At 61.6% G+C, this 24048-nt stretch carries 24 protein-coding genes; 9 read left to right on the top strand and 15 right to left on the bottom strand.

Features of this window, described 5'->3' with window-relative positions; translation table 11 throughout:
* Positions 1-68 precede the first annotated feature (68 nt).
* Positions 69-1004: an EamA family transporter gene (locus tag FJ974_RS22005; protein WP_140538143.1), complete on the bottom strand. Its 936-nt coding sequence runs from the start codon at positions 1002-1004 to the stop codon at positions 69-71.
* Between the two features lie 677 nt (positions 1005-1681).
* Between FJ974_RS22005 and FJ974_RS22010 the strand changes: the two genes are divergently transcribed.
* From FJ974_RS22010 to FJ974_RS22035, 6 genes are read left to right on the top strand one after another with little or no spacing between them, the layout of a single operon-like run.
* Positions 1682-2677: a glycosyltransferase family 2 protein gene (locus tag FJ974_RS22010; protein ID WP_140538144.1), complete on the top strand. Its 996-nt coding sequence runs from the start codon at positions 1682-1684 to the stop codon at positions 2675-2677.
* Positions 2674-4476, top strand: coding sequence for an ABC transporter ATP-binding protein (locus tag FJ974_RS22015; RefSeq protein ID WP_140538146.1), 1803 nt, complete (start codon positions 2674-2676; stop codon positions 4474-4476). Before FJ974_RS22010 ends, FJ974_RS22015 begins: the two co-directional genes overlap by 4 nt.
* A 4-nt stretch (positions 4477-4480) precedes the next feature.
* Complete coding sequence (locus FJ974_RS22020; protein WP_140538147.1) at positions 4481-5704, top strand: glycosyltransferase family 2 protein; 1224 nt, start codon at positions 4481-4483, stop codon at positions 5702-5704.
* Positions 5701-6984: a glycosyltransferase family 2 protein gene (locus FJ974_RS22025; RefSeq protein WP_140538149.1), complete on the top strand. Its 1284-nt coding sequence runs from the start codon at positions 5701-5703 to the stop codon at positions 6982-6984. The genes FJ974_RS22020 and FJ974_RS22025 overlap by 4 nt, the downstream gene beginning before the upstream one ends.
* Before the next feature lie 12 nt (positions 6985-6996).
* Positions 6997-7737, top strand: coding sequence for a class I SAM-dependent methyltransferase (locus FJ974_RS22030; RefSeq protein WP_140538150.1), 741 nt, complete (start codon positions 6997-6999; stop codon positions 7735-7737).
* Positions 7734-8960: a glycosyltransferase family 4 protein gene (locus FJ974_RS22035; RefSeq protein ID WP_140538152.1), complete on the top strand. Its 1227-nt coding sequence runs from the start codon at positions 7734-7736 to the stop codon at positions 8958-8960. The genes FJ974_RS22030 and FJ974_RS22035 overlap by 4 nt, the downstream gene beginning before the upstream one ends.
* Positions 8961-8982: 22 nt before the next feature.
* Here the strand turns inward: FJ974_RS22035 and galE are convergent, their stop codons facing one another.
* The 7 genes from galE to FJ974_RS22070 all read right to left on the bottom strand — a co-directional run bounded on the left by galE (position 8983) and on the right by FJ974_RS22070 (position 15895).
* Positions 8983-9957: a UDP-glucose 4-epimerase GalE gene (gene galE, locus FJ974_RS22040; RefSeq protein WP_140538153.1), complete on the bottom strand. Its 975-nt coding sequence runs from the start codon at positions 9955-9957 to the stop codon at positions 8983-8985.
* Positions 9954-10928: a UDP-glucuronic acid decarboxylase family protein gene (locus FJ974_RS22045; RefSeq protein WP_140538155.1), complete on the bottom strand. Its 975-nt coding sequence runs from the start codon at positions 10926-10928 to the stop codon at positions 9954-9956. The genes galE and FJ974_RS22045 overlap by 4 nt, the downstream gene beginning before the upstream one ends.
* A gap of 235 nt (positions 10929-11163) precedes the next feature.
* The gene (gene minE / locus FJ974_RS22050; RefSeq protein WP_140538156.1) at positions 11164-11436 is read right to left on the bottom strand and encodes a cell division topological specificity factor MinE; all 273 of its coding nucleotides are present in this window, start codon (positions 11434-11436) and stop codon (positions 11164-11166) included.
* A complete protein-coding gene (minD, locus tag FJ974_RS22055; protein ID WP_140538158.1) occupies positions 11433-12248 on the bottom strand; it encodes a septum site-determining protein MinD in 816 nt (271 codons plus the stop codon). Before minD ends, minE begins: the two co-directional genes overlap by 4 nt.
* Before the next feature lie 91 nt (positions 12249-12339).
* Positions 12340-13209 (bottom strand): septum site-determining protein MinC, encoded by an 870-nt coding sequence (gene minC / locus FJ974_RS22060; protein WP_140538159.1) that lies wholly within the window; start codon positions 13207-13209, stop codon positions 12340-12342.
* Positions 13210-13410: 201 nt separating this feature from the next.
* Complete coding sequence (locus FJ974_RS22065; protein WP_140538161.1) at positions 13411-14931, bottom strand: FAD-dependent oxidoreductase; 1521 nt, start codon at positions 14929-14931, stop codon at positions 13411-13413.
* A 91-nt stretch (positions 14932-15022) separates the two neighbouring features.
* Positions 15023-15895 carry a ferritin-like domain-containing protein gene (locus FJ974_RS22070; protein ID WP_140538163.1) on the bottom strand — a complete coding sequence of 291 codons (873 nt, stop codon included), beginning with the start codon at positions 15893-15895 and terminating at the stop codon, positions 15023-15025.
* A 444-nt stretch (positions 15896-16339) separates the two neighbouring features.
* Between FJ974_RS22070 and FJ974_RS22075 the strand changes: the two genes are divergently transcribed.
* Entirely contained in the window at positions 16340-16759 is a 420-nt protein-coding gene (locus FJ974_RS22075) for a hypothetical protein (RefSeq protein ID WP_140538164.1), read from the top strand.
* A 66-nt stretch (positions 16760-16825) separates the two neighbouring features.
* On the opposite strand, the gene FJ974_RS22080 is transcribed toward FJ974_RS22075, so the two are convergent.
* From FJ974_RS22080 to FJ974_RS22090, 3 genes are all read right to left on the bottom strand, one after another.
* Positions 16826-16975 (bottom strand): hypothetical protein, encoded by a 150-nt coding sequence (locus FJ974_RS22080; RefSeq protein WP_140538166.1) that lies wholly within the window; start codon positions 16973-16975, stop codon positions 16826-16828.
* Between the two features lie 137 nt (positions 16976-17112).
* On the bottom strand, positions 17113-17397 hold the full coding sequence (locus tag FJ974_RS22085) for a PRC-barrel domain containing protein (protein WP_140538168.1): 285 nt from the start codon (positions 17395-17397) through the stop codon (positions 17113-17115).
* Between the two features lie 213 nt (positions 17398-17610).
* A complete protein-coding gene (locus FJ974_RS22090; protein WP_140538169.1) occupies positions 17611-17814 on the bottom strand; it encodes a hypothetical protein in 204 nt (67 codons plus the stop codon).
* A gap of 280 nt (positions 17815-18094) precedes the next feature.
* Here FJ974_RS22090 and FJ974_RS22095 point away from each other — a divergent pair, with 280 nt between their 5' ends.
* A complete protein-coding gene (locus FJ974_RS22095; protein ID WP_140538171.1) occupies positions 18095-18625 on the top strand; it encodes a FecR domain-containing protein in 531 nt (176 codons plus the stop codon).
* Between the two features lie 7 nt (positions 18626-18632).
* Entirely contained in the window at positions 18633-20489 is a 1857-nt protein-coding gene (locus tag FJ974_RS22100; protein WP_140538172.1) for a CHASE2 domain-containing protein, read from the top strand.
* 128 nt (positions 20490-20617) lie between these two features.
* Here FJ974_RS22100 and FJ974_RS22105 read toward each other — a convergent pair whose 3' ends face one another.
* From FJ974_RS22105 to FJ974_RS22120, 4 genes are all read right to left on the bottom strand, one after another.
* Positions 20618-20941, bottom strand: a complete 324-nt coding sequence (locus FJ974_RS22105; RefSeq protein ID WP_140538174.1) for a DUF2934 domain-containing protein — start codon at positions 20939-20941, stop codon at positions 20618-20620.
* A 206-nt stretch (positions 20942-21147) separates the two neighbouring features.
* The gene (locus FJ974_RS22110) at positions 21148-21918 is read right to left on the bottom strand and encodes a BA14K family protein (RefSeq protein ID WP_226891345.1); all 771 of its coding nucleotides are present in this window, start codon (positions 21916-21918) and stop codon (positions 21148-21150) included.
* Between the two features lie 392 nt (positions 21919-22310).
* Complete coding sequence (locus tag FJ974_RS22115) at positions 22311-23420, bottom strand: KamA family radical SAM protein (protein ID WP_140538178.1); 1110 nt, start codon at positions 23418-23420, stop codon at positions 22311-22313.
* Between the two features lie 116 nt (positions 23421-23536).
* Positions 23537-23926 (bottom strand): VOC family protein, encoded by a 390-nt coding sequence (locus tag FJ974_RS22120; protein WP_140538180.1) that lies wholly within the window; start codon positions 23924-23926, stop codon positions 23537-23539.
* Positions 23927-24048 lie beyond the last annotated feature (122 nt).

Raw genomic sequence — 24048 nt, forward strand, 5'->3', positions numbered from 1 at the left:
AGTGGCCCACGACCCTTGTCTTGTTTGTCCGGACCTTTTTCAGGCTGATATCAGACCTAAGTCCTAATTCAACCACCGGATGTGGTCTGACGCGGCTGTTCACCTCGCCCGACCTGGCCCTGTGCCGGCGACGGCATGGGTTGCCTGGCCGTCACAGCCGTGCCGAAGGCGGCGGCGATGACGGCGGCAATGCCCATGCATTGCAGGAGGGTCAGGCTCTCATGCAGGAACAGGAGGCCGGCCAGCGCGCCGAGCGCCGGCTCCAGGCAGACGAGCATGCCATAGACTTTCGCCGGAATCCTGGTCAGCACCATCATCTCCAGCCAGAAGGGCAGCGCGCTGGAGAACAGGCCGACGATGGCCGCGACCGCCAGCACATGCGGATCGAGGAGATGAGGTCGGGCGGCGGAAAGGCCGAACGGCAGCGCAATCACTGCGGCGATCGCCATGCCATAGGCGGAGGTGTGGGCGCCGAGCGCGGCGCCGGCCTTCTGCGCGAAGATGATGTAGAGCGCCCAACAGCCGCCGGCGGCAAGCGCCAGCAGCACGCCGACCGGATCGAGCCCGCGGCTGACGTCGGCGAAGGGCGAGAGCGCCATGATGCCGGCGACGGCAAGCGCCACCCAGACGAGATCGAGCAGGCGCCTCGACCCCAGCGTCGCGACGAAAAGCGGGCCGGTGAATTCGAGCGCCACGCAAATGCCCAGCGGAACGCGCTCGATCGCGGCGTAGAAAAGCAGGTTCATGACCGAGACGGTGACGCCATAGGCGAAGAGCCAGGGCAGCACCGCGCGCGATGGTTTTACCCGCCAGGGCCTGAGCACCGCCGCCAGCATCAGCGCGCCGGCAACCAGCCTCAACATCGTCGTGCCCTGGGCGCCGACGATCGGAAACAGGCTTTTCGCAAAGACCGCACCCACCTGCACCGAGAGCATGGCGGCGAGCAGCCCGAAGATTGGCAGCGGCGCTGCTTCTCGGGCAGGGCTGGCGGCCGACGCTGCCATGCATTCTCCTCCATGCCCGCTTCGCGCCCCGCACGCGGGATCGACAGGCCTTAGGGCGAACCACGTGGCCCTGTCGTGAGGCAGAGAGAGCCGGTCGGCTGGGACAGGAAGCTTATCGCTTCTCTCCTCGATCCGATCTGCCTGCCGCAACCCGAGCCGGCCTGCGGCGGCAAGGTTGCTGCGATGCACAAAACATTGAAATAAAATCCGTTTTTAAGGTGCACTACAGTATCAATACTATATTCTATACGAACTTAAATGTTCTCGAAATATATAATTTTATATACCCTCTAGGGTTGCATTGAGTTCTTGCGGCGCAGTCCACCAGTGAATGCTCATCAAAGTTCAGACCAAAGGCCCACATACTATAGGACTACAGCCTCTCTTCTGGAAAAATGCCCTGAAATTTCCGCAGGTTCTATCTGTCGGATCACAGCTTTGTTTCAAACGTGTAAGCATTTTGTGTTGCGTCGCAGCATTCCGCGTTTCAGTTTTTAAGTGTTTGTGAATATACGGGGGAGTTGGGTTTTTCGCTGACCGTACCGATTTCGAGCCCGCCCCTGCGGCTGACGTCGTCGGCGCCGCCGCGAATTCGTCCCGATCTTTGAAGAGAGCCGTACTGGCAACTATGCTTGCATGAACTTTTCACCAACCTTGCGGAGAAAACGAAGTCCCCGATGATGCAGGACAACGCCACAGTAGGCGTCGTGGTGCCGATGTTCAACGCCGAGCGAACCATTCGCTCTACCCTGGTCAGCATCTGCCGGCAGAACTACCAGGCACTGGACATTATTGTGGTCGACGATGGATCCACGGACAAGTCCGCATCAATCGTGGCCTCCTGTGCCGATAGGGATCGGCGTATACGCCTCATAAGGCAGTCAAATGGCGGTGTTGCGCACGCTCGCAATCGCGGTGCGGCTTCTACTGACGCGGAGTTTCTAGCGTTTGTCGACGCGGATGATCTTTGGGCCCCATCCAAAATCGCACTGCAGTTGCGCGCGTTGCAGGAAGGTGGCTCTTCGGCAGGTCTTGCATATTGTTGGTTTGCGCATATCGACGAGGACGGACGGGTATTCTCGCTGCACAATCAACCCGATGCCCAAGGTCACGTACTCCAGCGCATGTGCAGACAAAATTTTGTCGGTAACGGAAGTTCAATGCTTGTACGCCGCTCGGCATTCGAGCGAGCGGGACAATTCGATCCGTCCTTGCGGGCCAGGAGCGCGCAAGGCTGCGAGGATCTTCTGATGTGCCTCAGAATAGCGGAAAATTACGAGTTCCGCGTCGTGCCTCAGCACCTTGTGGGTTACCGGATGACGGACGTCAGCATGTCGAGCGATGTCATGCAGATGCTTCGTTCCTGTGAAATTGTCCTTGCCGAATTCCGTGAAAAATATCCGCAATTCGGGAGCGATCTCGATGCCCATCTGGTCGACATGATCCATTGGCTTGCCACAAGAGCTTTGATTGAGGGGCGGTTTTTCGCGGCTTGCGACCTGTTGAAGAAGTCCGTCTTCCTGGACCCGCGCACGGCGATTTCTCGTCTGCCGGACATGGTAAACGCATACTGCCGGGCCAGGCTGGTTCCTCGCTGGATCAAGGTTCGAGTGAAGCGGATGCTAAACAAAGACGCCGAGTTTCGGCCCTTCTACGCAGAGAGCATCTGGTGAACAGGAGCGCGTCCCTGTTCGTGCGATTGCGGCGGCTTTTCCGCCTGTCGGCAGCGCCAGCGTGGGCTGGGCCGATCATAGTGGGGCTTGGGTTGGTTGCAGCGGTTTTGGAGGGTGCCGGTCTCGTCCTGTTCATCCCTTTGCTGCAGAGCCTGGGAGCCTCGCCACCTCAACCCGGCAGATGGCAGCCGATATTTGACCGGCTCCTGGCGCCCATTCCGCAGCATCGCCTAACCGCGTTCTTGGTCGGAGCGCTGTGCGTCAGCATTGTTCTCAAAAATGCGGTCCATCTCGTCAACACCTGGGTGACCAGATATGTGGACGGCCTCGTTGCCCATCGGTTGCGATCCAAGGTTTTTGATCAGACGATAAGTTCGTGCATCGACTACCGAGTTGAAAGCAGACGGTCGGACATCATCACAACAATTGCCAATAATACCTGGAAGGTCAGCCAGGGGCTGAGCCTCGCCTATCGGCTGATGATCTGCTTTTGCACCTTCATCGTCTTCGTTGTGTTGATGCTCTTGATCTCGGTTCGATTGACCTTTTTCTCGATGATTTTTCTGCTCTTCGGTGCAATGGCCATTCGTCTGGCCACGCGACGCGCTGACGAGACCGGTAAGGCCGTGGTCGAGGAAAACAAGCAGTTCGGCCTCAGGATGTGGGAAAGCATCAATTCACTGCAGTTGATCCGCGCCTTCGCGCAGGAAGACTACGAGCATCATCGGTTCGTTCAGACATCGGACAGGGTGCGGCGTCGTCTCTTGAGACTCGACATGCTTTGGGCGACCCCCGGGCCAGTCTCGGAGGTATCGATCACGATTCTGATCGGCGCACTTGTTCTCATTGCGGAATCCGCAAGCATAGGAATTGCTGCGCTGGCCGCTTTTCTGTCGCTCCTGTATCGCCTCCAGGGTCCCACACGGGAATTGCTGCAATCGAAGATTGCGCTGGATGGGCTTGCCGGCGCGATAGACGATGTGGACGACTTCTTGCGTACGACGCAAACGCCCTTTCTCGACCAAGGCGATCTGCCTGCACCGGCACCCAGGACAGCAGTCGAATTTCGCAGCGTCTCCTTTCGTTATGCTCCCGATCAGCCGTTGGCACTGCAGGATGTCTCTTTCAGCATTCCGGCCGGCAAGACTACAGCGATCGTTGGAGAATCGGGTGCGGGCAAGACGACACTCATGGCGCTGCTCTTTCGCTTCATGGACCCTACGTCAGGGGAAGTGGTCGCCGACGGTGTGCCGCTTGCTGATTTCGAGTTGCGCAGTTGGCGCAAGCGGCTGTCGTTAATGTCTCAGGAAGTGTATCTCTTCAACGATACCATCACGGCAAATATTGCCTATGGCGATTTCGATACCAGTCAGGACGACCTGCGCCAAGCGGCCCGAATTGCAAAGGCGGACGATTTCATCCGCTCGCTTCCGGATGGTTATGAGACGCAGATCGGCGACCAGGGAATGCGCCTGTCGGGTGGCCAGAGGCAGCGGATTGCACTTGCCCGGACTATTCTTCGCAACCCCGACATTCTCCTGTTGGACGAAGCTACGAATGCGCTCGACTTTGAGACGGAACAGGCGTTCCAGATCGCGCTCGAGCAGTACTCGCACAACCGCACTGTGGTGGTCATTGCCCACCGCCTGTCGACTGTCCAGGCGGCCGACCAGATCATCGTGATGTCCAAAGGACGGGTGATCGAAGTCGGATCGCCGGATCAGCTCCTGAAGCGACCGGGTCATTTTTCGAAGCTGCACGAGTTTCAACACGGACGCGTTGCCATGGGCGCGAATTGAGGCGATGGGCTACAAAATTGTCGACGTCGAGCTGTCAAATCCGCTGGCCCCGATTGAGCTTGCCCCACAGCAGGATGGTGTTGGTCTCATTGCCCGCTGGCAAAACCGGCTTGTCGGATTTGAGATGATCGCGCTACCCGCCGCTGCGGTCCTTTCAGCTGAGAGACTGAGATCCATTGCCGATGAGCGCTTTGCCGACCGCATTCTCGTTGCGAAAATGGAAGAGGAATTGCTGCGACGAAGGCCGGTTACGAAAACGGCGTTGCCGAACCTCTCCATCGCGATCTGTACGAAAGACCGTGCCGCGCGTCTTTCCCGGCTGCTGGCCTCAATCGACGTCATCCGTTCGAAATCCGCATTTCCGTTCGTCGAAATCATTGTTGTGGACAATGCATCGGTCGATCCGGCTACGCGCGAGGCGGTCGAGCGCTTCAAAGACATTTGCTATGTTTTCGAGCCGAGGGCCGGGCTTGATTTTGCCCGAAACGCAGCTCTTCGCTCGGCCACGGGTAATCTGATTGCCTATCTGGACGATGACGTGGTCGTTGATCGCAACTGGCTTGAGGGGCTTGCCAAAGTTTGCCGGGACAATCCCGGTGCTGGCGGCTTTACAGGTCTGGTGCTGCCGTTTCGTCTCGACACGGAGGCGCAAATCTTTTTCGAACAAAGGGGCGGATTTGGCCGCGGCTTTGACCGCAATGAATTCCACAACACTCGATTCGACAATCCGCTGCACCCGGTAGGATCCGGCATTCTCGGCGCTGGCTGCAACATGGCTTTCGACCGCACATTGCTCATTTCGCTCGGTGGTTTCGACGAAGCGCTCGACACCGGAGCCCCGCTGCCTGGCGGTGGCGATCTCGACATTTTCTATCGCGTGCTGCGTTCAGGCCGGCCCATAGTCTATGAACCGGAGTACGCCGTTTACCACGAACATCGCGAGACGATTGACCAGTTGCGGCGGCAATATTGGACATGGGGCCTTGGCATGATGGCCTTCCTTGTCAAAAGCCGTCGGACCGATGGGGAGCTCAGGGCACGGCACCGCGCCATGGTTCGATGGTGGTTTTTCGATCGGCTGAAAGCGCTGGCGCGGGCGGCGCGAAGGCTGCAAGGTCGTGATTTCCGTTTCGGCATTGCCGAGTTATGGGGTGGGATCTATGGCCTTGCCGGTGAATATGATCGCTCGCGTGTCCGCGTGCAGACGATCCGGGAGCAGAACCAGTGAATCGCGATGCCTTCCGTGTCAGGCATATCGATCTCGGCTCTACTGGTGCGGACGCCGATGCGGGCGATATTCCTTCACTGTCGATCTTCTGGTGGAAGGACTTGCCGCTGGGAATGCGAGCGTCTCTGCCTGACGAACTACCGTACACGGAGGCACGCTTGCGGCAGTTTGCAGCGGAATTTTCGGCCGCGCAATTGGCTGCCCGCAGCACCGCCCTTGGCGCTCCCTTACGGGCGACATATGAAGGGTGGCCAAAGTCTGCGCTCTCCTTGGCTGCGGCACTCGGTGCCAGGGATCTTGTCGACTGCCTTGATGAGCTTGCAACTGCTTCGTCGGCGTCCGCACAGGACATCTCGGTGGTAATCTGCACGCGTGATCGTGGCCCCGCGCTGGCCGAGTGTCTTCACAGCGTTGCGAGGCAACGCAGCGCCCCCGGCGAAGTCATCGTCGTCGACAATTCCAGCGATGCCAACGCACGGCCGGTATGTGCCCAATTTCCCGACATCCGTTATGTTCACGAGCCACGCCCCGGACTAAGCATCGCTCGAACCACCGGCATTCGCGCGAGCCGTCAAGATATTATCGCATTCACCGATGACGACGTCGAAGTCCACCGTGACTGGACCGCCGAAATCGCGCGCGCCTTTTCAGAATGGGACGTCGAGGCACTGACCGGCCTGGTGCTGCCAGCCCGGCTCGATACGACCGCGCAACGCCGCTTCCAGTTCGACATGGGCGGTTTTGGCACTACCTTTGTGCCGCTTATCTTCGACCAACGCTTCTTCGAAGAGACCCGGCCAAGCGGAGCGCATGTCTGGAAAATCGGCGCCGGGGCCAACATGGCCTTTCGGCGATCTGCCTTCGATCGGGTAGGCTCGTTTGACGAGCGCCTCGGCGCCGGTGCTGCCGGATGTTCGGAAGATTCGGAGCTATGGTACCGGCTTCTGGCGACAGGAGGGGCTTGCCTTTATGAACCGCGGGCCGTGGTCTTCCATCATCATCGCCGCGACTGGCCGGGCTTTAGGCGGCAGATAAAGGCCTACATGAAGGGCCACGTCGCAGCCCTGGTCGCGCAATACGACAATTTCGGGGACCGCGGAAACATAGACCGTATCTGGAAACAACTGCCCGCATATTTCGTAAGAACATTCGTCAAGGCAGTTTTCGAAGGCCCCCCCGGCCGGATCGGAATCCTGGCGGCAGAAATCGAAGGCTGGATTGCGGGCCTTCAATTTCTCTTGCGTTCCAGCTGGCGAAGACGGCGAACATCAATTGGCTGAGGAACGAACCTGATGATTCGTAAGGCGCCACTTGGCCCGTTTCTTTCTCGAAATCCCTTTCCCAACGGCCTCACCGACGGTTTGTTCTACCGCGAGAAGATGCGCGCCATTCATCGCGTTGCGCCCACGGAAATCGATGGGTCTGGACGGATACTGGAGATTGGCGGCGGCCGCAGCGGATTGGCAAGTATCCTCTACCCGAACGCGGACATCGTCACCCTAGACCTCGATCCCGAGTTGGGCAATCACCAGCCAGAGTGGGCGAGGTCGACCTTCGTCTGTGGCGATGCTTGTGACCTGCCCTTCGCGGACGACAGTTTCGACGTGGCGACGCTGTTTGACGTGCTTGAGCATATCGAGGACGACCGCCGCGCTGCGCAAGAGGCCTTGAGGGTCGTGCGGCCGGGCGGATATGTTCTTGTCTCGACGCCGCATGCCGATTGGCATTACCCGTATTTCCGCGTCATGAAGCCCTATTGTCCGCATGAAAACGAGCTGATGCACGAATGGGGCCACGTGCGGCGTGGCTACCGTGATCCGGAACTGGCCATGCTCTTCGACAGGCCGCCGGAGCGTCAGGCCACGTTCATCAACCCGCTAACGGCCTTCTTTCACGATATCGCATTTTCTCGCCTGGGACGCCGCCGCCGCAAGGTTCTTTACGCACTTGCGGCCCCCATAACAGCCATCGGCTACGCGCTGCACCAGCGCTCGACGCGCGGTACTGAGACGGCCTTCTCCTGGCGCAAATGAATGATCGTCAACAACTCTCCCTGGTCGTCGCCCTCTTTCCGTGGGGTGATGTTGTGGAAGAGTTTCTCGATCCGATAGGCTTGCATCTCAAGGAGTTCGTCGAGCAGATGACCGGCGGCTGGCTGTTCGGCTATGTCGCCGCCCTCCAACTCGCCGGGCACAGGCCGATCATTGTTTGCGCCTCCGAGCACGCTTCGCGGATAGAGTGCTATCATCATGGAGGGACGGGCGCGCCGATTTGGGTCGTTCCCGGGAGACGTGCGCGCCAAGGCCGGTCCGCGGCAGCCCACAGTCTGCGACGCTGGTCCACGACACCGCTTTCCGCCTTCCAGAAGGTCCTCGCCCAGTCGCAATGCGACGTGATCCTCGCTCAAGAATATGAATATCCTCGGTTTGATGTGCTTGCCTGGCTGGCATGCCGTATGAGCATTCCGCTTTACGCGACGTTCCAGGGCGGGGACCGGACGCTCTCCTGGATAGAGGTGCCCGCCCGGCAGGCGTCACTTCGTGCCTGTAGCGGCCTGATCGTCGCATCGGCCGCCGAGCGTGAACGTCTCGCCAAAGCCTACCCGCGCATTGCGCTCAAGATTGCAAATATCGCCAACCCGATCGATTCTGGGGAATGGAAAGCGATCGGGCGCCAGGAAGCAAGGCAGGGTCTCGGATTGTCGCGCGAGGCTTTCGTCGTCGTCAATCATGGACGCATCGACATCCGGCGCAAAGGGCTCGATGTGCTCTTGAAAGCCTGGTCCTTCTTTTCCCGCGACGCGTCGTCCGAACTGGTTATCATCGGCTCTGGTCAAGATCGGGACGTATTCGCCAAGCTGTTGAGCGAGGCCGACTTGCCGAATGCAAGATGGCTTTCCAATTATACCACGGATCGGTCCCTGATTCGGCATTGGCTTTCAGCGGCAGATGCCTATGTCACGGCCTCCCGCATTGAAGGCATGCCTGTCGCACCACTGGAGGCGATGGCTTGCAACCTTCCGATCGTCGCCACCGACGCACAGGGCCTGCCTGACATTTTGGCAAATGGCGAGGCATCCGGCGGTCTGATTGTCCGAAAGGATCAGCCGGCAGAAATTGCACACGCGCTGAAGAAACTGAAGGATGACCCGGGCATGCGGGACCGCCTCGGCCAGGCGGCGCGAAAACGGATAGAGGAAAACTTCTCGCTCGGCGCAGTTGCCGGCTCTCTCGATCGCTTGTTGACCGCACGGTAGGGCGTCCGCAATAGTCTAGTGGTCACGATCGGCTGCGATACCAAGCCAGTGCCGTCTCAACGATCCGGTCGATTCCGGATTGCTCGGGCGCCCAGCCGAGTTCCCGGTACGCCTTGCCGGCCGCGGCTACGAGCGCTGGCGGGTCACCTGCCCTGCGCGGGCCGTAGGCCACCGGAAGGCGCGATCCCGAAGCCCGGTTCACCGCATCGACCAATTCCTTCACTGTCGTTCCGGTTCCGGTCCCGAGATTGTACACGACGACACCCTTGTCGCGGAGAAGCCTCTCCCCTGCCAAGACGTGAGCACGCGCGAGATCGGTAACATGGACATAATCCCGTACCGCAGTTCCATCGCGGGTATCGAAGTCGGTGCCGTTGACGGTAAAAATCCGGCCCGGCCTGACCGCCGCCTCGATAGCGAGCGGTATGACGTGTGTTTCCGGTTCATGCCGTTCACCGATCTCGCCGTCGGGATCGCATCCGGCCGCGTTGAAATACCGGAGTACGACCGCGTTCAGGCCATGGGCATACGACAGATTGTCCACCATCCGTTCTATGATGAATTTCGACCATCCATAGGGATTGATGGGCGCCTGCGGATGCATTTCGTCAATCGGCGAGCGAACCGGAACGCCATAAGATGCGCAGGTGCTGGAAAAGATCAGCTTGTCGACGCCGGCCTTCAGCATTTCCTCGAACAAAACCAGCGACCCGAAACTGTTGTTTCGGTAATAGAGTTCCGGGTGTTCGACCGACTCGCCCACATAAGCATAGGCGGCGAAATGCGCCACCACATCAGGCCGATATTGTCGCAGCGCCGCCGACACGGCTGCGGCGTCGGAAATGTCGCCCTCGACGATCGGCCCCCATTTGACCGCGTCGCGCCAACCGCGCGAGAGATTGTCATACGCAATGACCGACCAACCGGATTCGGCGAACGCCTTGCAACAGTGTGATCCGATATAGCCGGCTCCGCCGGTGACCAGGACTGTCTTCATTCGGCAGCGGCGGACCGTAAATGCCCCGACGAAACCAAGCCTTCGAAATGAGCAATTGTCTTGGCAAGACCATCGCGCAACGCGGTTCTTGGCCTCCAATTGAACTCATGCAAGGCACTCCCGATATCGGGTTGTCGCTGCTTTGGGTCGTCAATTGGCAACGGCATAAATGTAATCGTCGACCGGCTTCCAGTGAGTTCGATCACGAGATTGGCGAGTTCGAGCATTGTAAATTCGACCGGATTGCCAAGATTGATCGGACCGGTAACATCATCAGCAGTCTGCATCATGCGAACCAGACCGTCGATGAGATCGTCGACATAGCAAAACGAACGTGTTTGCTGGCCCGTGCCGTACACCGTTATCGGCTCGTTCTGCAGCGCTTGCACGATGAAATTGGAAATGACGCGGCCGTCGTCCGGACGCATCCTCGGGCCGTATGTGTTGAAGATGCGCGCGACTTTGATCCGCAGCCGGTGCTGTCGCCAATAGTCAAAAAACAGGGTTTCGGCACATCTTTTGCCTTCGTCGTAACAGGAACGGGGTCCTATCGGATTTACCCTACCCCAATAGACCTCGGTCTGCGGATGAATTTCAGGGTCGCCGTAAACTTCCGAGGTAGACGCTTGAAGAATTTTTGCGCGAACGCGCTTGGCCAGCCCCAGCATGTTGATGGCCCCATGGACGCTGGTCTTGGTCGTCTGGACCGGATCGAACTGGTAGTGAACGGGGCTCGCGGGGCAGGCAAGGTTGTAGATCTCGTCAACCTCCACGTAGAGTGGAAACGTGATATCGTGGCGAATGATCTCGAAGGACCTGTTGTCGAGCAAATGCGAGACGTTTCTTCGGCTTCCGGTGAAAAAATTGTCGACACATATAACTTCGTGACCGTCACCAAGCAATCGCTCGCACAAGAACGACCCCAGAAAACCCGCGCCCCCAGTCACCAGAATTCGTTTCGCCTGCTGCATTTTAGAGATCCAGCTAGTTTAGGGATGTCTAAACTAGCCTAGCAGTTGGGCGATTTACCAGTGGGCTGCTTTCAATTTACATTACCGACAAGACATCGTTGCGAAATGCGCCCGCGCCATGGTGTCTTCCGGCGCCGGCGCCCCTGCGCGACGGAGATTGCGCCGGCGCTTCACGCGAGGCGACCCCCTCTGTCGCCTTCGGCGACATCTCCCCCTCGAGAGGGGAGATTTGGCGCTATCCCGCCATCGCCAGCGGCGTTGCGCTCTTGTTGGGGATCTGGATGTCGATTTCCAGCGTCGACATGGTGGCGCCGCGGTCCATCGACACCTGCAGATAGTCCTGATCAATCTGCACATGCCTGGCGATGACCGCCATGATCTCCTCGCGCAACACGGAGACGAGATCGGGCTGGCCGCGGCTCTGGCGCTCATAGGCGAGCAGCAGCTGCAGCCGCTCGCGCGCCACCGGCGCGCTGGTGCGCCGCTTGAAGAGGTCGAAAATAGTCATGCAGCCCTCCTTCCGAGCAGACGGTCGAGAAAACCCTTGCGCTCGAAGGGGACGACCACCGGCAGGTCCTCGCCCTCCAGCCGCCGCGCCGCCTCGAGATAGGCTTTCGCCGCGGCATTGACCGGTTCCGACAGCGTCACCGGCGCGCCGAGGTTTGAGGCCCTGAGCACATCCTGGCTTTCCGGGATGATGCCGAGCAGCGGCACCGACAGGATCTCCAGCACATCGTCGATCGACAGCATCTCGCCGCGCGCGGCGCGCGCCGCGTCATAGCGCGTGACCAGCACGTGCTTCTGGATCTGCTCGCCCTGCTCGGCCTTCATGGTGCGGGCATCGAGCAGGCCGATGATGCGATCGGAATCGCGCACCGAGCTCACTTCCGGGTTGGTGACGATGACCGCCTCGTCGGCGAAGCGCATGGCGAGCTGGGCGCCGCGCTCGATGCCGGCCGGGCTGTCGCAGAACACATAGTCGAAGACCGAGCGCAGCCTCGCGATCACCTCGGCGACGCCGTCCTCGGTCAGCGCATCCTTGTCGCGCGTCTGCGAGGCCGGCAGCAGGAACAGCGTCTCGACACGCTTGTCGCGGATCAGCGCCTGCGAAAGTTTCGCGGAGCCCTGGATGACATTGACGAGGTCGAACACGACGCGGCGCTCGGCGCCCAAGATGAGGTCGAGGTTTCTCAGGCCGACGTCGAAATCGACCAGCGCCACCTTCTTGCCGGTCTTGGCAACCGCGGCACCCAGCGCCGCCGTCGAGGTCGTCTTGCCGACGCCCCCTTTGCCCGAGGTGACCACCACTACCTTGCCCATCTATCCGGCCTCCATTGTTGTTGCCCGTGCTGGCGCACGGTCTTTTGAGCTGCCTGTAATCCCACGCGAACCCGGTCCGAACCTTGCGACGTCAATTCAGCGGCACGACCGAGAGCACATCATTGTCGAGGAAGGCCTGCACGGCCTTGCCGCGCGACACACCTTCCATCTCTTCCGCAGTCGTGTACCAGCCATCGATGGCGATGAGTTCGGCCTCGTTCTTGCGGCAGAAGATGCGGGCCGAAATGTTGCCCTCGGAGCCGGCGATCGCACGGCCGCGCAGCGTGCCATAGACATGGATCGAGCCGGCCGCGACGATTTCGGAACCGGACGCGACCGAACCCAAAATGATCACATCGCCATGCGGGTGGAAGATCGACTGGCCGGAGCGCAAAGGCGCCTTGATCATCAGCGTGCCGGCCTGGAAAGCGTCGGGCCTATGTTCTTCGGCCTCAACCGCCCTCGCCTGCCTGTGTTCGGTTCCGGCTTCGTCAGCCACCCTCGCCGGCTTGCCGCGAGAGGCCTTGGCCGGTTCGGGGTTCGCCGGTTCGACTTCGGCAAGCTCCTCGATATCAGCCGCCTTCGCCACGTCAGCCTCGTCGCGCCGTGCCTTGCGACCGGGCTTGGCGAGCAACCCTTCGGTCGTCGCCTCCTTGGCGCCGGTGAGCAGCGGCGGCAGTTCGGGGCCAAGCGTAGCGCCTTCGAGCTCGATGGCGTAGACGCGGATGCCGCGCGTGCCGAGCACGCCGACCAGTGCCGCGATCTCCTCCGCGCCGGGCTTGAGGGTGTTCAGATCGAGCACCACCGGGCGGCCGGCGAAATAGCCCGGCGAATTGCCGATCCAGTGATCCAGCCCCTCCAGCCAGTCGGCAATCGGCGCTTCGGGGGTGAGCGTGAAAGCCACGAAAGAGCGGGCGCGGAAGCGTATGGATTTGTTCTGCAATGGGGCGGCGAAGGTCACGGGCCAGCGATTCCTTACTGATGGGTAAACGCTAGCGAGAGTATGGTTAACGAATGGTTAATTTTGGCGATGGGGCACGTTAACAACTGGCATGGCTAAGTTTTTGTGGCGAGGCAGACACAGTCGAAGACCCGAGCAGACGGGTCGAGCATATATGGAGCTCCAAAATACGAGAAATGCCCCACCAGTCCGCCGGTCGGCCTAGCTCAACCCCCGCATCGCTGGGCCATTGAGGACAGCTCCGTCCGGCGAGAATTGCGAGCCGTGGCAGGGGCAATCCCAGCATTGCTCGGTCGAATTCCAGTGCACGATGCAGCCGAGATGCGTGCAACTGGCCGAATGCCGGTGCAGTTTGCCGTCGCGGTCGCGGCACACGGCGAACCTGCTCAAGCCGTCCTGAAGGATGCCGCCTTCGCCGGGCTTGAGGTCACTGGGCGACTTGACCTCACCGGGGAGCAAGTAGCCGGCAAGGTTCTTCACCGTTGTAAGGTTCTCATTGACGTAGTGCGCGAGCGCGGCGGGTGGCGTCCGGTCGGGGGCATAGACGGCTTCCCAGGGGTTCGATCCGTCCACAATCAGATCCCGGATCAGCAGTCCGGCCAATGCACCATGCGTCATGCCCTGGCCGGAATCGCCGGTGGCCATGAAGATGTTGCCGTTGCCGGGGCTTCGGCCGATGAAGCCGCAATAATCGATGGTTTCGAGGATCTGACCGGACCACCGCGCGCTTTCTCCGCCAAGATCGGGCACCAATGCCCTGATCCATGCTTCGAGCGCGGCAAAACGTGCGTCGCCGTCATCCGCTTCGCCCGATTTGTGATCGCGGCCGCCGGCAATGAGACAATCCGTCTTGCCGCCGCCGGGATTGAGCCGGACATAATAATAGGGATCGTCCATGTCCCAGTAGAGCGCATCCGGGAGGGTTCCCCTGACGATGTCGAAAGCCATCGCATAGGTGCGGTAGGGCGCCATCTTGCTATGGATCTTGAGCCATGTGTTGATCGGGGAATTGGTGGCAAACACCGCGTTCGAAGCCGTGACGGCGGAGCCGCCGTCGCATTTCAGGCGAATCTGCGCGCCCTCCTCGATCTCGACGACGGCGCTGTCGGCGAATGCCTTGCCGCCTCGCTTCTCGAAATCGGCCAACAGCGCGCGCAAATACTTCAGCGGGTGGAAGGTGGCCTGGTCGGGATAGCGCAGGACGGGCGCTGATTCATGGCCCTTGAGGGGCACGCCCTTGCCATGCTCGGCCTCGGCGCCGATCTTTGCCGCTGCCGCATATTCCTTGTTGCATTCTTTGGCGGCCTGCTTCTCGTCCATCCATGCGGCCGGGAAAAGGAAGCCGTTCAGCCGCCGGAAATCGCAGTCGATCTCCAGCCTGGCAGCGTGCCATTCGATGCGGTTGACGGCAGCTTGCTGGCTCTCCTGAAATCCGCGCGCCAGAGCCTCGCCGCGCATGTCGATCAGCGCGCTCAAGCCATCGTCGCAGATCGGCGCCAGATGGGCGGTCGTGCGCGATGTCATGCCCCCGAGCAACGGGCCGCGATCCACGAGCACCACCTTGCGTCCTGCCAGCGCCAGTTCATAGGCAATCGAAACCCCGGCGATGCCGGCTCCAACGACCGCCACGTCGCAATGCTCGTCCTGCTCGAGGCGGGGAGCGCTGGGCAGGCTGGCGTCGAGCGTCCAAACCGATCTGGTCGCCTCGCTGCTGACGTTCATCGCTTGCCCCCTTGAGACGATATGCGATGGTCGGCGACCAATGCTGCACAGCGCGGGTTGTAGGTCATCGTGACCGGTTCCATCCTCGCGGCTAGGTGCTCTTGATCGTACCGTTCATCCCGTTCGGATAAAAGCCGCCCTTGCTCACACCCGATTGATCGGTCAGATATACGATGCGCAATACCTCCTGCGGCGTCCTTGTGAAGGCGATCGCATCCGGCGTCGAAGGAACGAAGTTGGCCTTGCCGTCGACGTCAATGCCCTGATCTTTGTCATCGGGCCCGTCGATCTTGTCGCGTGCGTCGGAAATCGCATTGGCCGCTTTCCAGGCCTTCTCGCCCATGCGATAGAGCGACGATCGCGCCATCCCCATGTGGTAGGCCTCGACCGCGAGAATTCCAGCCGCGGCAGCCAGGAATTCCTTGTTCTTCAGGACGGTTGCCGCACCGGCGTAGGCGGTGACGCCGACATCCTCGAACAGCATGCCGCCAAGTACGAAGTTCATCTGGTTGCCGAAGGGGTCGAAGTCGGCACCGAGCCCGGCCGCCTTGGCGACCGCGGCAAAGCCGGCATCAAAATCGATCGCCGGCCGGTCCACCGCATTCGACGCCAGTGTCTTGCGGTAGAACCTGACATGGGCAAGTTCATTTTCCGCGACTTCCTGCAAAAATTCACCCAGCGCTGGCGTTTCGAAGGAAACCTTTTTGCCGCCGACGACGTCGCCGGGCTTCGAACCGGCATCTGAATCGTCGATGCCTTTTCCTGTGGTGCCCCGGAGGTAGTATTCGGCCTCCATATATTCCAGGTTCAGCGCGAAGCGGAAAATGTCTTCATCCTTTATGTCATCCTGTGCGAAAGCAGGCGAAACGGGGGCAACGCCGGCCGCTGAAGCGAGCGTCGCTCCGAGACCAATTTGCAATGCGCCGCGGCGAGAAACATGAAGTGAAGGCGTGACACGGATCATAGCTTCCTCCCGATGCCCGCCATGAACCGGTGTGGCCTCAAACAAGCGGGCCATCCCGCCAAACTCCGCTAAACGCAGAATGTTCCTGAACTGCAGGTACGGTTATGGATCCGGGGAGTTCATCGGTGTGCCGGCGTGACTCCCGGGCTGCGGTTCCTCTATAGGACGCGCTTCTTCTCCGCCGCCGTATCCGCTAATGCCCTCCCCTCCTCCCTCCGCGCCGCTCTTCCCACCATCTGGGACGCCGTCGGGAGATGCCCTCATCCTGATCTCCGTGTCGGTCACCTCGATGTCAGGTGGCGACCACGAGGGAGCGATGCTCAAAGGGCGGTGCAGCCCGCCGAAGTCCAAGGGCGTGTGAAGTTCCTAATATACGAAGCGATGCGCGCCGAGCACCCTCCAGCCCGGCTAACTTTCCATTCTCTCCAAGGCAAGGAAACGGGCATGGGCTTCAATCAGAAAGGCAGCAAGCGGGCAGCCAGGGCAAGCGCAACAATCGGCGCGCTGCTGCTTGGAGGATGCATGACAGGCCCGCTAAGCGGCCCGACGAGCGCCGGAAACGAATGGCTTACAAAGGTGAACGCCCCCGAGATCGTCAACGCGATGGGAGTAAAAGGCATGATGCCGGCGACCATCGACTGCCGATTCGACAACGCCACGCCGGGCAATGTGGCCTACGGCGTCAAATTCACCTGGAAGCGGGCGCCAAGAAAAGCCCGCTGGCACTGGGAGATCGGCGACCCGGACTCGCCTGCGAGCAAGGAAGTCAAAGCCAGCAGAGCCGGTCTTCACCGGGTGTTTGCGAAGAACGTGCAGGAGCCGGTTAGCGGGCAGAAGGTTGGATGCTCGATCTGGACGAATTGATGTGATGGCGGGTGGCCACTGCCTTGCCAGCGCGCCTGAGGGCATCGTCGCAGCCTTAGCGTCTGCTCAATGCCGCTTGAAATACTGCACCTCTTTCTCATGCTTCTCCGCCGCCTCTCGCGTATCGAACGTCCCAAGGTTGCGGCGCTTGCCGGTCTTTTCGTCGACCTTGCGTGAATAGAGGCGGTATTTTCCGTCCTTGAGTTTCCTGATCATCGGTCTCTCCCTAAGCGCTCGCGAACTGATTCAGCCGCGGCGCTCAAGCTGTTGTTCGCATGTCGTTTCCCAAATGCGCGGCGCTTGTGGGCGACATGCGTTGGCGAAAACGAGCCCGGGTTTCACCGGGCCGCTGTTCAGTCGCGGTGCTCGGGCATGGCTTTCAGTTGGTCCTTGGTCCAGCTGGTGACGGCGTGGACGTCGCCGTCCTCGTCGCGCATGAAATCGAGCTGGCTCGCGGCGACGGCCACCGGCTTGGCGCCGAGGCCGAGGAAGCCGCCGACATCGATGACGACTTGGCTGCCATGCAGGTGATCGACCGAACCGATCTTCTCGTCCCGAGGCCCATAGATCGTGGCGCCTTCGAGGATGTCGGGGGTCAGCTCAGCATTGGTCAGCCGGACGTGGTTGGTGTGATCCATAAGTTTGGTCTCCTTCGGCTTACGAAGGATGAACCGGCAACGCGGCCAAGAGTTCCGACAAGACAGGACGGACAAAGCAGTGCGGATTGTGTCACGATAGCAGCGCACCGCCGGCCTGCCGGGCAGGCCGGGAGAACGCCAGATCTGCTTGTTTGACGCAATTCCGGACGGAACTGTTTCACACTTTTCCTGGAATTGCCTATGACTTTGACGCTAGCGGCGCGAATGCGATGTCGCCAATGTCTCTTCCGGGTTCGCTGCAGCCGAGCGCTGGTCGTGGGGCCGGGACGGCCTCCTGGCCGGCTTGGGCGCGGCTTTGGCGGCCGGCAGCTTGCCAGGCTCGCCCTTGGCGGCCTGCATCTTGGCGATCAGGTAATCGGCGCGATTGGTCCGGTAGTCTTCTTTTTGCGTTGGCATCTCGACCTCCCAGAGCAGTTCATCGTTTCAACGAAAACGCACACCCGCTCAATTGTCTTTGGCTGGACGCAATTCCGGAGGGGAAACAATTCATACTTTTCCAGGAATTGCGTTAACCGGGATAAACGCGGCTCGCGCCAATTCGTTCCGGGCCTCGGCCTGGTGCCTGTGCCGGTTGTTTGGCGTCGCAGCAGATTATTGTGGTAAGATTGCCGCTGCGCGGCGTCCGGAGCAACGCAACGATTTTCCCGCCGCAAATTCCGCAAAGGCAGGAGGGTTCATGAGCGTAAGGGGACGATATTTCCGCAGCCTGGTGGCTGCCGTCTTTGCCGGGGTCTTCTGGGTGGATGCCGCCCTGGCGCAGTCGGGCGAGGCAGGCTGCAGGTTCGAGCCGGTCGAAGGCCGACAGATCCTGAGATGCCAGCAAGGCCTTACCATCATCGTCGAAGGCGGCGCCAGCTTCACGCTGGAGGACCGCGACCGCAACGGCAATGCGGACGCGGTGAGATTGCGGCGCAAGGCGCTGCTGATCGAGGCGCCCGCTGGCGGGGTCCAAGGCGGCTTCGTGGTCGTCACGCCGCAGGCGATCGCCGCGGTGCGGGGGACAAAATGGGCGATCGACGCCGGCCAGGGCAAAACGTCGGTTTTCGTGATCAGAGGCCGCGTCGCCGTGCAAAGGCCGGTGTCGTCTGCCGGCGTCGTGCTTGCGCCGGGCGAAGGCGTCGACGTGGAAAGAGGAACAGGGGCACTGACCGTCAAGCGCTGGCCGGCCAAGCGCGTTTCGGCACTGATGGCCCGTTTCGGCCAGTGAGCCGCAATTGAGCCGGCGATCGCTACCGACGCTGATTGCGCTCGTTCTGGCGGGTCTCTGGGGCGCCGGCCTGGGCTTGGCGCATTGGCGCGGCAATCTGTCGTTTCTGGATCGCGTCGAAGCGACGATGACCGATCTTCGAACACTGGCTCGAGGAACGCAAACGCCGCCGGATTTGATCACCATCGTCGCTATAGACGACGAAACGGTGCAAGACGAGGGCAGCTATCCCCTCAGCCGCGCCACCCTTGCGCGGCTTGTCGACAAGATTGCGAGCTTTCGTCCGAAAGCCGTTGCGCTCGACGTGCTGCTGGTCGATCCCATGGCCAAGGACAGCGACGCCGCACTCGCACGTTCGCTCAGCAGAAGTGCAAGCGTCATCGCCGCCGCGGCCGTCTACCGCGGAGGCAGCCAATCGGTCGTTGCCGAAGGCGAAGGCCCCCTGACCCGCGTGCCGGACGCCGAGCGGTTCCTGTGGCCGCTCAAACCGTTCTCGGATGCCGCCGCCGTCGGCGTCGTCAATGTGATCACCGACCGCACTGGAACGCCTCGGTTCGTGCCGTTGCTGTTTCGCTCCGCAGACCGGCTGGAAGCGGCTTTCTCGCTGCGCGTTGCCGCCACGGCAGCGAGGCAGGATCCGGAATTTGCGCCCGATCGCCTGTCACTGGGCGGTCGCTCGATCCGGACCGACATCGGCAGCATCCTGCCCCTGACATTTTATGGCCCGCGCGGCACCATCCGCACGATCAGCGCCGCGACGGTACTGCGCGGCCAGCTCGATCCGGGCATCATCCGGGACCGGATTGTCGTTGTCGGGGCGACCGCGACCGGCACCGGCGACGTCTTCCCGACACCGTTCGATCCCGTGCTGCCGGGCGTGGAAGTCATGTCGACGGCGATCGCCCACCTGACAGCCGGCGACGCAATCGTGCGGGATCGGCACGTTCGCCTCGCGGATGCCTGCCTTGCCGTGGTGCTGCCGATGATCCTCGTCGGCTTGCTGGCATGGCGGCGAAACGCCATCGGCCTCGCCGCGATCGTCGGCGTGGTGCTGGTCTGGTCAGCGGTCAACATGACAGCTTTCTCGCATCATATCTGGCTGAGCGCCGCACTGCCGATGGCCGCCGCCGTTCCGCCGGCGCTTCTGTTCGGGGCCGCGCAGCTTTGGCTGGGCCGGAGCCGAGCCCAATATTTCGCCACGCAAAGCGAATTGCTTCAACGCGTTCAAGCCCCGGGCCTGGAGGCGTGGCTGGCCAAGCACAGCGATTTCCTGCTGGAACCTGTGCGGGCAGACGCCGCCGTCATCTTCATCGACCTGTCCCGCTTCACCGGGCTGAGCGAAACATTGGGACCCGACGCCACACGCGACATCTTGAACAGTTTTCATGTGCTGGTGGACGAAGAAGTGACAGGTTGCGGCGGTATCGTCACCAGTTTCATGGGTGACGGCGCCATGATCGTGTTCGGTCTGCCGGAGCCAGCGGTGGATGACGCCTTCAATGCCGCCCGCTGTTGCGTCGGACTGTCCAGCCGCACCAACGGCTGGCTCGCCTCGTTGCCTGCAGCGGCCGCATCCCGGCTCGGCTTCAAGATCGGAGCGCATTATGGGACGATCGTGGCATCGAGGCTCGGCGGCGAAGGCCGGCAGCACATCACGGCCATAGGCGACACGGTCAACGTCGCCAGCCGCTTGATGGCGATCGCAGCCGACCGCAATGTTGAAGTCGCGGTCAGCGACAAGATGCTGCAAGTCGCCGGCCGCGACTGCGCGCTGTTCAAATCCGGTGCGCTGAAAGGGCCCGCGGAAACACATATCCGCGGGCGATCCGGCTCGCTGACAATCTGGCTCTGGCGGAGCGAGTAGATTTCCGGATGTTTCCGGCCTGGCTAAAGCATGTGTGCGTAAAAAAGGAATCACGCGACATGCTTTAGGTCTTTGGTTTTAAGCATGTCTTTGTCCCGAAACCGCTGCACACTTTCGGGAGACCCGCTCTAAATTCGCTGTCTCGCCTTGAGACTGCGCGCTGCCTGCTCGATCGCGGCGCGGTCGTTGCCCAGCCTGTCGATCAGCTCCTGCGCCTCGTCGCCCGATATACCGGTGCGCATCGCGAGATCCTCGACCGTGAGCACGTCCGAACCCGCGATCTCGCGGGTCTCAGGCATGGCATCGCCCGCCGTCAGCGGCAGCGCCGCCTCGCGGTCGATCTCCATCTCCGCCTGGTGCCAGTGCCGCTCGTGGTCGCCATCCCGGCCGCCTTCGCGCTGCCAGATCTCATATGCACGCTGCTCGATTTTGTCGTGCCGTTCGTCGCCCATTTTGGAGTCCTCCGTTGGGGTATCCCTTGAACGCCGCGCGCATCCGAACGATCCAAGAAATCCGCGAGATCGGTGGTGTGGCGATGGATTGGTTTATCACTCCGCCTTGGCAGGCCGATGAATGCCAATAACGCAGGTAGCGGCCTGGGCAAGCTTGGGCTCCTCGCCCCGCCAAAGGCGGGCGAGGAAGCTAATCGCGGAGGCCTCTACTCGCACTGGCGGCGGGGGCCGCCGTCATAGGGCTGGTAGGTGTTGTCTTCCTGCCGGTAGGAGCGGTAGCGGCTGAAGCAGGAGCCGACGTGGTCGGCGGAAAGCCGGGAGCCATCGGCCGAAGCCTGTTCCTCCGGCACGGCCAACGGCCCGCCATAAGTCGTCGCATAGCCGTCCACCGTGGTGGTGTAGCTTTCCGTTTCGGCCTGATCGGCGGCCTGGCGCGCGCCGGTCGACGCGGTGCGGTCTGCACCAGCGTCGAAATAGGGCGAGATGCAGGGGCGTATTTCGCCGCTATAGGAGCGGTAGCTGTTTTCTTCCGGCCGGTAGCTGCGGTAGCGGCTCGCGCACCATTCGACATGGGCGGCGGGCAGTTCGGCCGAGGTCGCGTTTTCCGGCGCAGGCTGGGCCGCCGAGGCCGCACCGGCCTCGCCAGACTGGGAAGGCGCAGCCTGCGCTGCCTGCGGGGCGGCAGCTTGCGCCGTGGCGACGACGCCCTCGGCGGCGGTGTTCAAGCCGGCGTCCCCAGCAGCATTCGCGCCGGCAGAAGCAGCGGCCGACGCCTGCCGGGCCGGGATACGCTGGAGATTCTGTGTCGCCGGGTCCACCCGCTGAGCGTCCTTCGTCCAAAGTTCGGAAACGCCGATGGCAGGCGTTGCCTGGCGCACCGGCTTTGCGGCAAGCAGCCAGGTGGCAAAGGCCAGTCCGCAGGCAAAAACTGCAAGGGTCAGCACGAAGCCGCCGACAAGTCCCAACAACGCTTTCACGCCGCGCTCCTTCAGTCCCTGCTGATAGAATGCCGGGCGCTGGCTCCGGTTCCCGCCGGAGAGAGCAATGTTGCGGGCCGGGCCTGGCGGCGGACGCAGAAGCCCCGCAGGTTCCGGGAGAAACCTGCGGGGGTCGAGGATCGCTACTAAGGTACTCAAGACGATCCGGAAGGATCGAGGGCAGTGTCGCACTTCGCGCCATCCGTCACATCGTGCGAATGGAGGAAAAAAGCAGGCAAATCGTTCGTTCATATGGTGCCTCGGCGACCGGCCGGACCGATGCTGGGTTTAGCCGGCGGCCGCCCAACGCCCGCCGGTTAGGCCCGGTGGCCAGCAGGTTGCCCCCAACAGGCCTCCGGGCCGCCAAAAAAGGTCCAGCGGAGGCCAGGCTTTCAGAAGTCGGCCACCACCTCGATATACGTCCTCACCTTTCCATCCTGCGCACGGATGCGCCACGTCTCGCCTTCGCGGCCCTCGACATGGCAGGGCCCGAGCGGAACCTTGCCGCCGCCGTCGGGGAGGTCGATGACGTAGGTCGGGTTGCAGATGCCGGAGAGCCGCGCCCTGAGCGCCGCGACGAGCGCCTGGCCTTCGGCGATGGTGGTGCGGCGATGCGCCATGCCGCGCGCGAGGTCGCCATGGTGAAGGTAATAGGGTTTTGCGCCGAGCCTATACATCAGCTCGCGGCAAAGCTCCTCAAGCACCTCGACATTGTCGTTGATGCCCTTGAGCAAAACACTCTGGTTGAGGAGCACGAATCCCGCCTGCCGCAGCGTCCGGCAGGCCGCCTCGGCGGCTGGCGTAATCTCGCGCGGGTGGTTGAAGTGGGTGACCACCGTGACCATCAGCCGGCCCTGCAATGCGCCGATCAGGCCCGCTGTAACGCGTGAGGGCAACGCCACCGGCACGCGGGTGTGGATGCGCAACAGCCGCACATGCGCGATCGCCTCGATGCGCGCGCGGATTTCGCCGAGCGCCTTGTCGGGCAGCGACAGCGGGTCGCCGCCGGTCAGGATCACCTCGCGTATCCCGGGATGCGCGGCGATATAGGCGAAGGCCGGCTCGAGCGCTTCGCTTGTGTAGCCACGACCGATCGCGGTCAGCGATTCTTTTCTGAAGCAGAAGCGGCAATAGACCGCGCAATGATAGGTCGGGAACAGCAGTACCCGGTCGGCATGGCGATGCGTCAGCCTCGGCACCGGGCTGTAGGCGTGGTCGCCGATCGGATCGTCGAGCTCGCCCTCGGTAACGGTGAGTTCGTCCGGCGACGGGATGACCTGGGCGCGGATCGGATCTTGCGGATCGTTCCAGTCGATCAGGTCGAGATAGGGTTTGGGGATGCGAACCTTGTGGTTGGCGGCGGCCTGCTCAGCCGCGGCGCGTTCGGCAGCCGAGAGCGGCAGCGAAGCGAGATCGCGGACGTGGCGGACGCCGGCGCGGATGTCGTCCTGCCAGGCGGTGTCGGGAGCCGGCGTGGCGGGTTGTTGGAGATGTGTGGTCATCGGGGTCTCGGCAGGGAATTTGCGCGGGGTATCGGCCGGATGGACGGTAGGGTCAACCGCCATGGTTGACGCAGACCTATCGCAACTTCTGTAATGCCGCCTCCGATCATCCCGCCCTAAATATCTGCGTAAATCTCCAGCACATTCCCATCAGGATCGCGGAAGAAAAGCGTGCGATGGCCCCAGGGCTGATCGGTCGGCTCCTTCTCGATGGCGACGCCGTGCTCGCGCAACGCCTGGGCGCATTCGTCGACCTCGGCCGGCGCGACACGGAAGGCCAGTTGCAGCGATAGCGCGCCTTGCGGTGGCGGCGCATCGTCGAACATCACGCCACGCTCGGTCAGCGCCAAAAGGCAGGAGCCGACCTGGTAGGCGATCCAGCCTTCGCCCAGGCTCGAATGGACGGGAAAGTTCATGACGCCTTCATAGAAGCGCCGCATTCGCCGCATGTCGCGGGCGAAGATGATGGTGTAGTCGATATTCCTGATCTTTTTCAGCGCGTTCATCCGAAATCCTCTTGTAGCTGGCCGCGCCGGGTGCGGCGGTATTGCTGATGCGCTGCGAAAATTATACCGGTAGTCAGGTGGTACAAGATGAGCGGCGCTGCTGGTAGCGGCGCTACCCCTTT

This window comes from Mesorhizobium sp. B1-1-8 (genome assembly GCF_006442795.2).
In the GTDB taxonomy this organism is placed as follows: domain Bacteria; phylum Pseudomonadota; class Alphaproteobacteria; order Rhizobiales; family Rhizobiaceae; genus Mesorhizobium.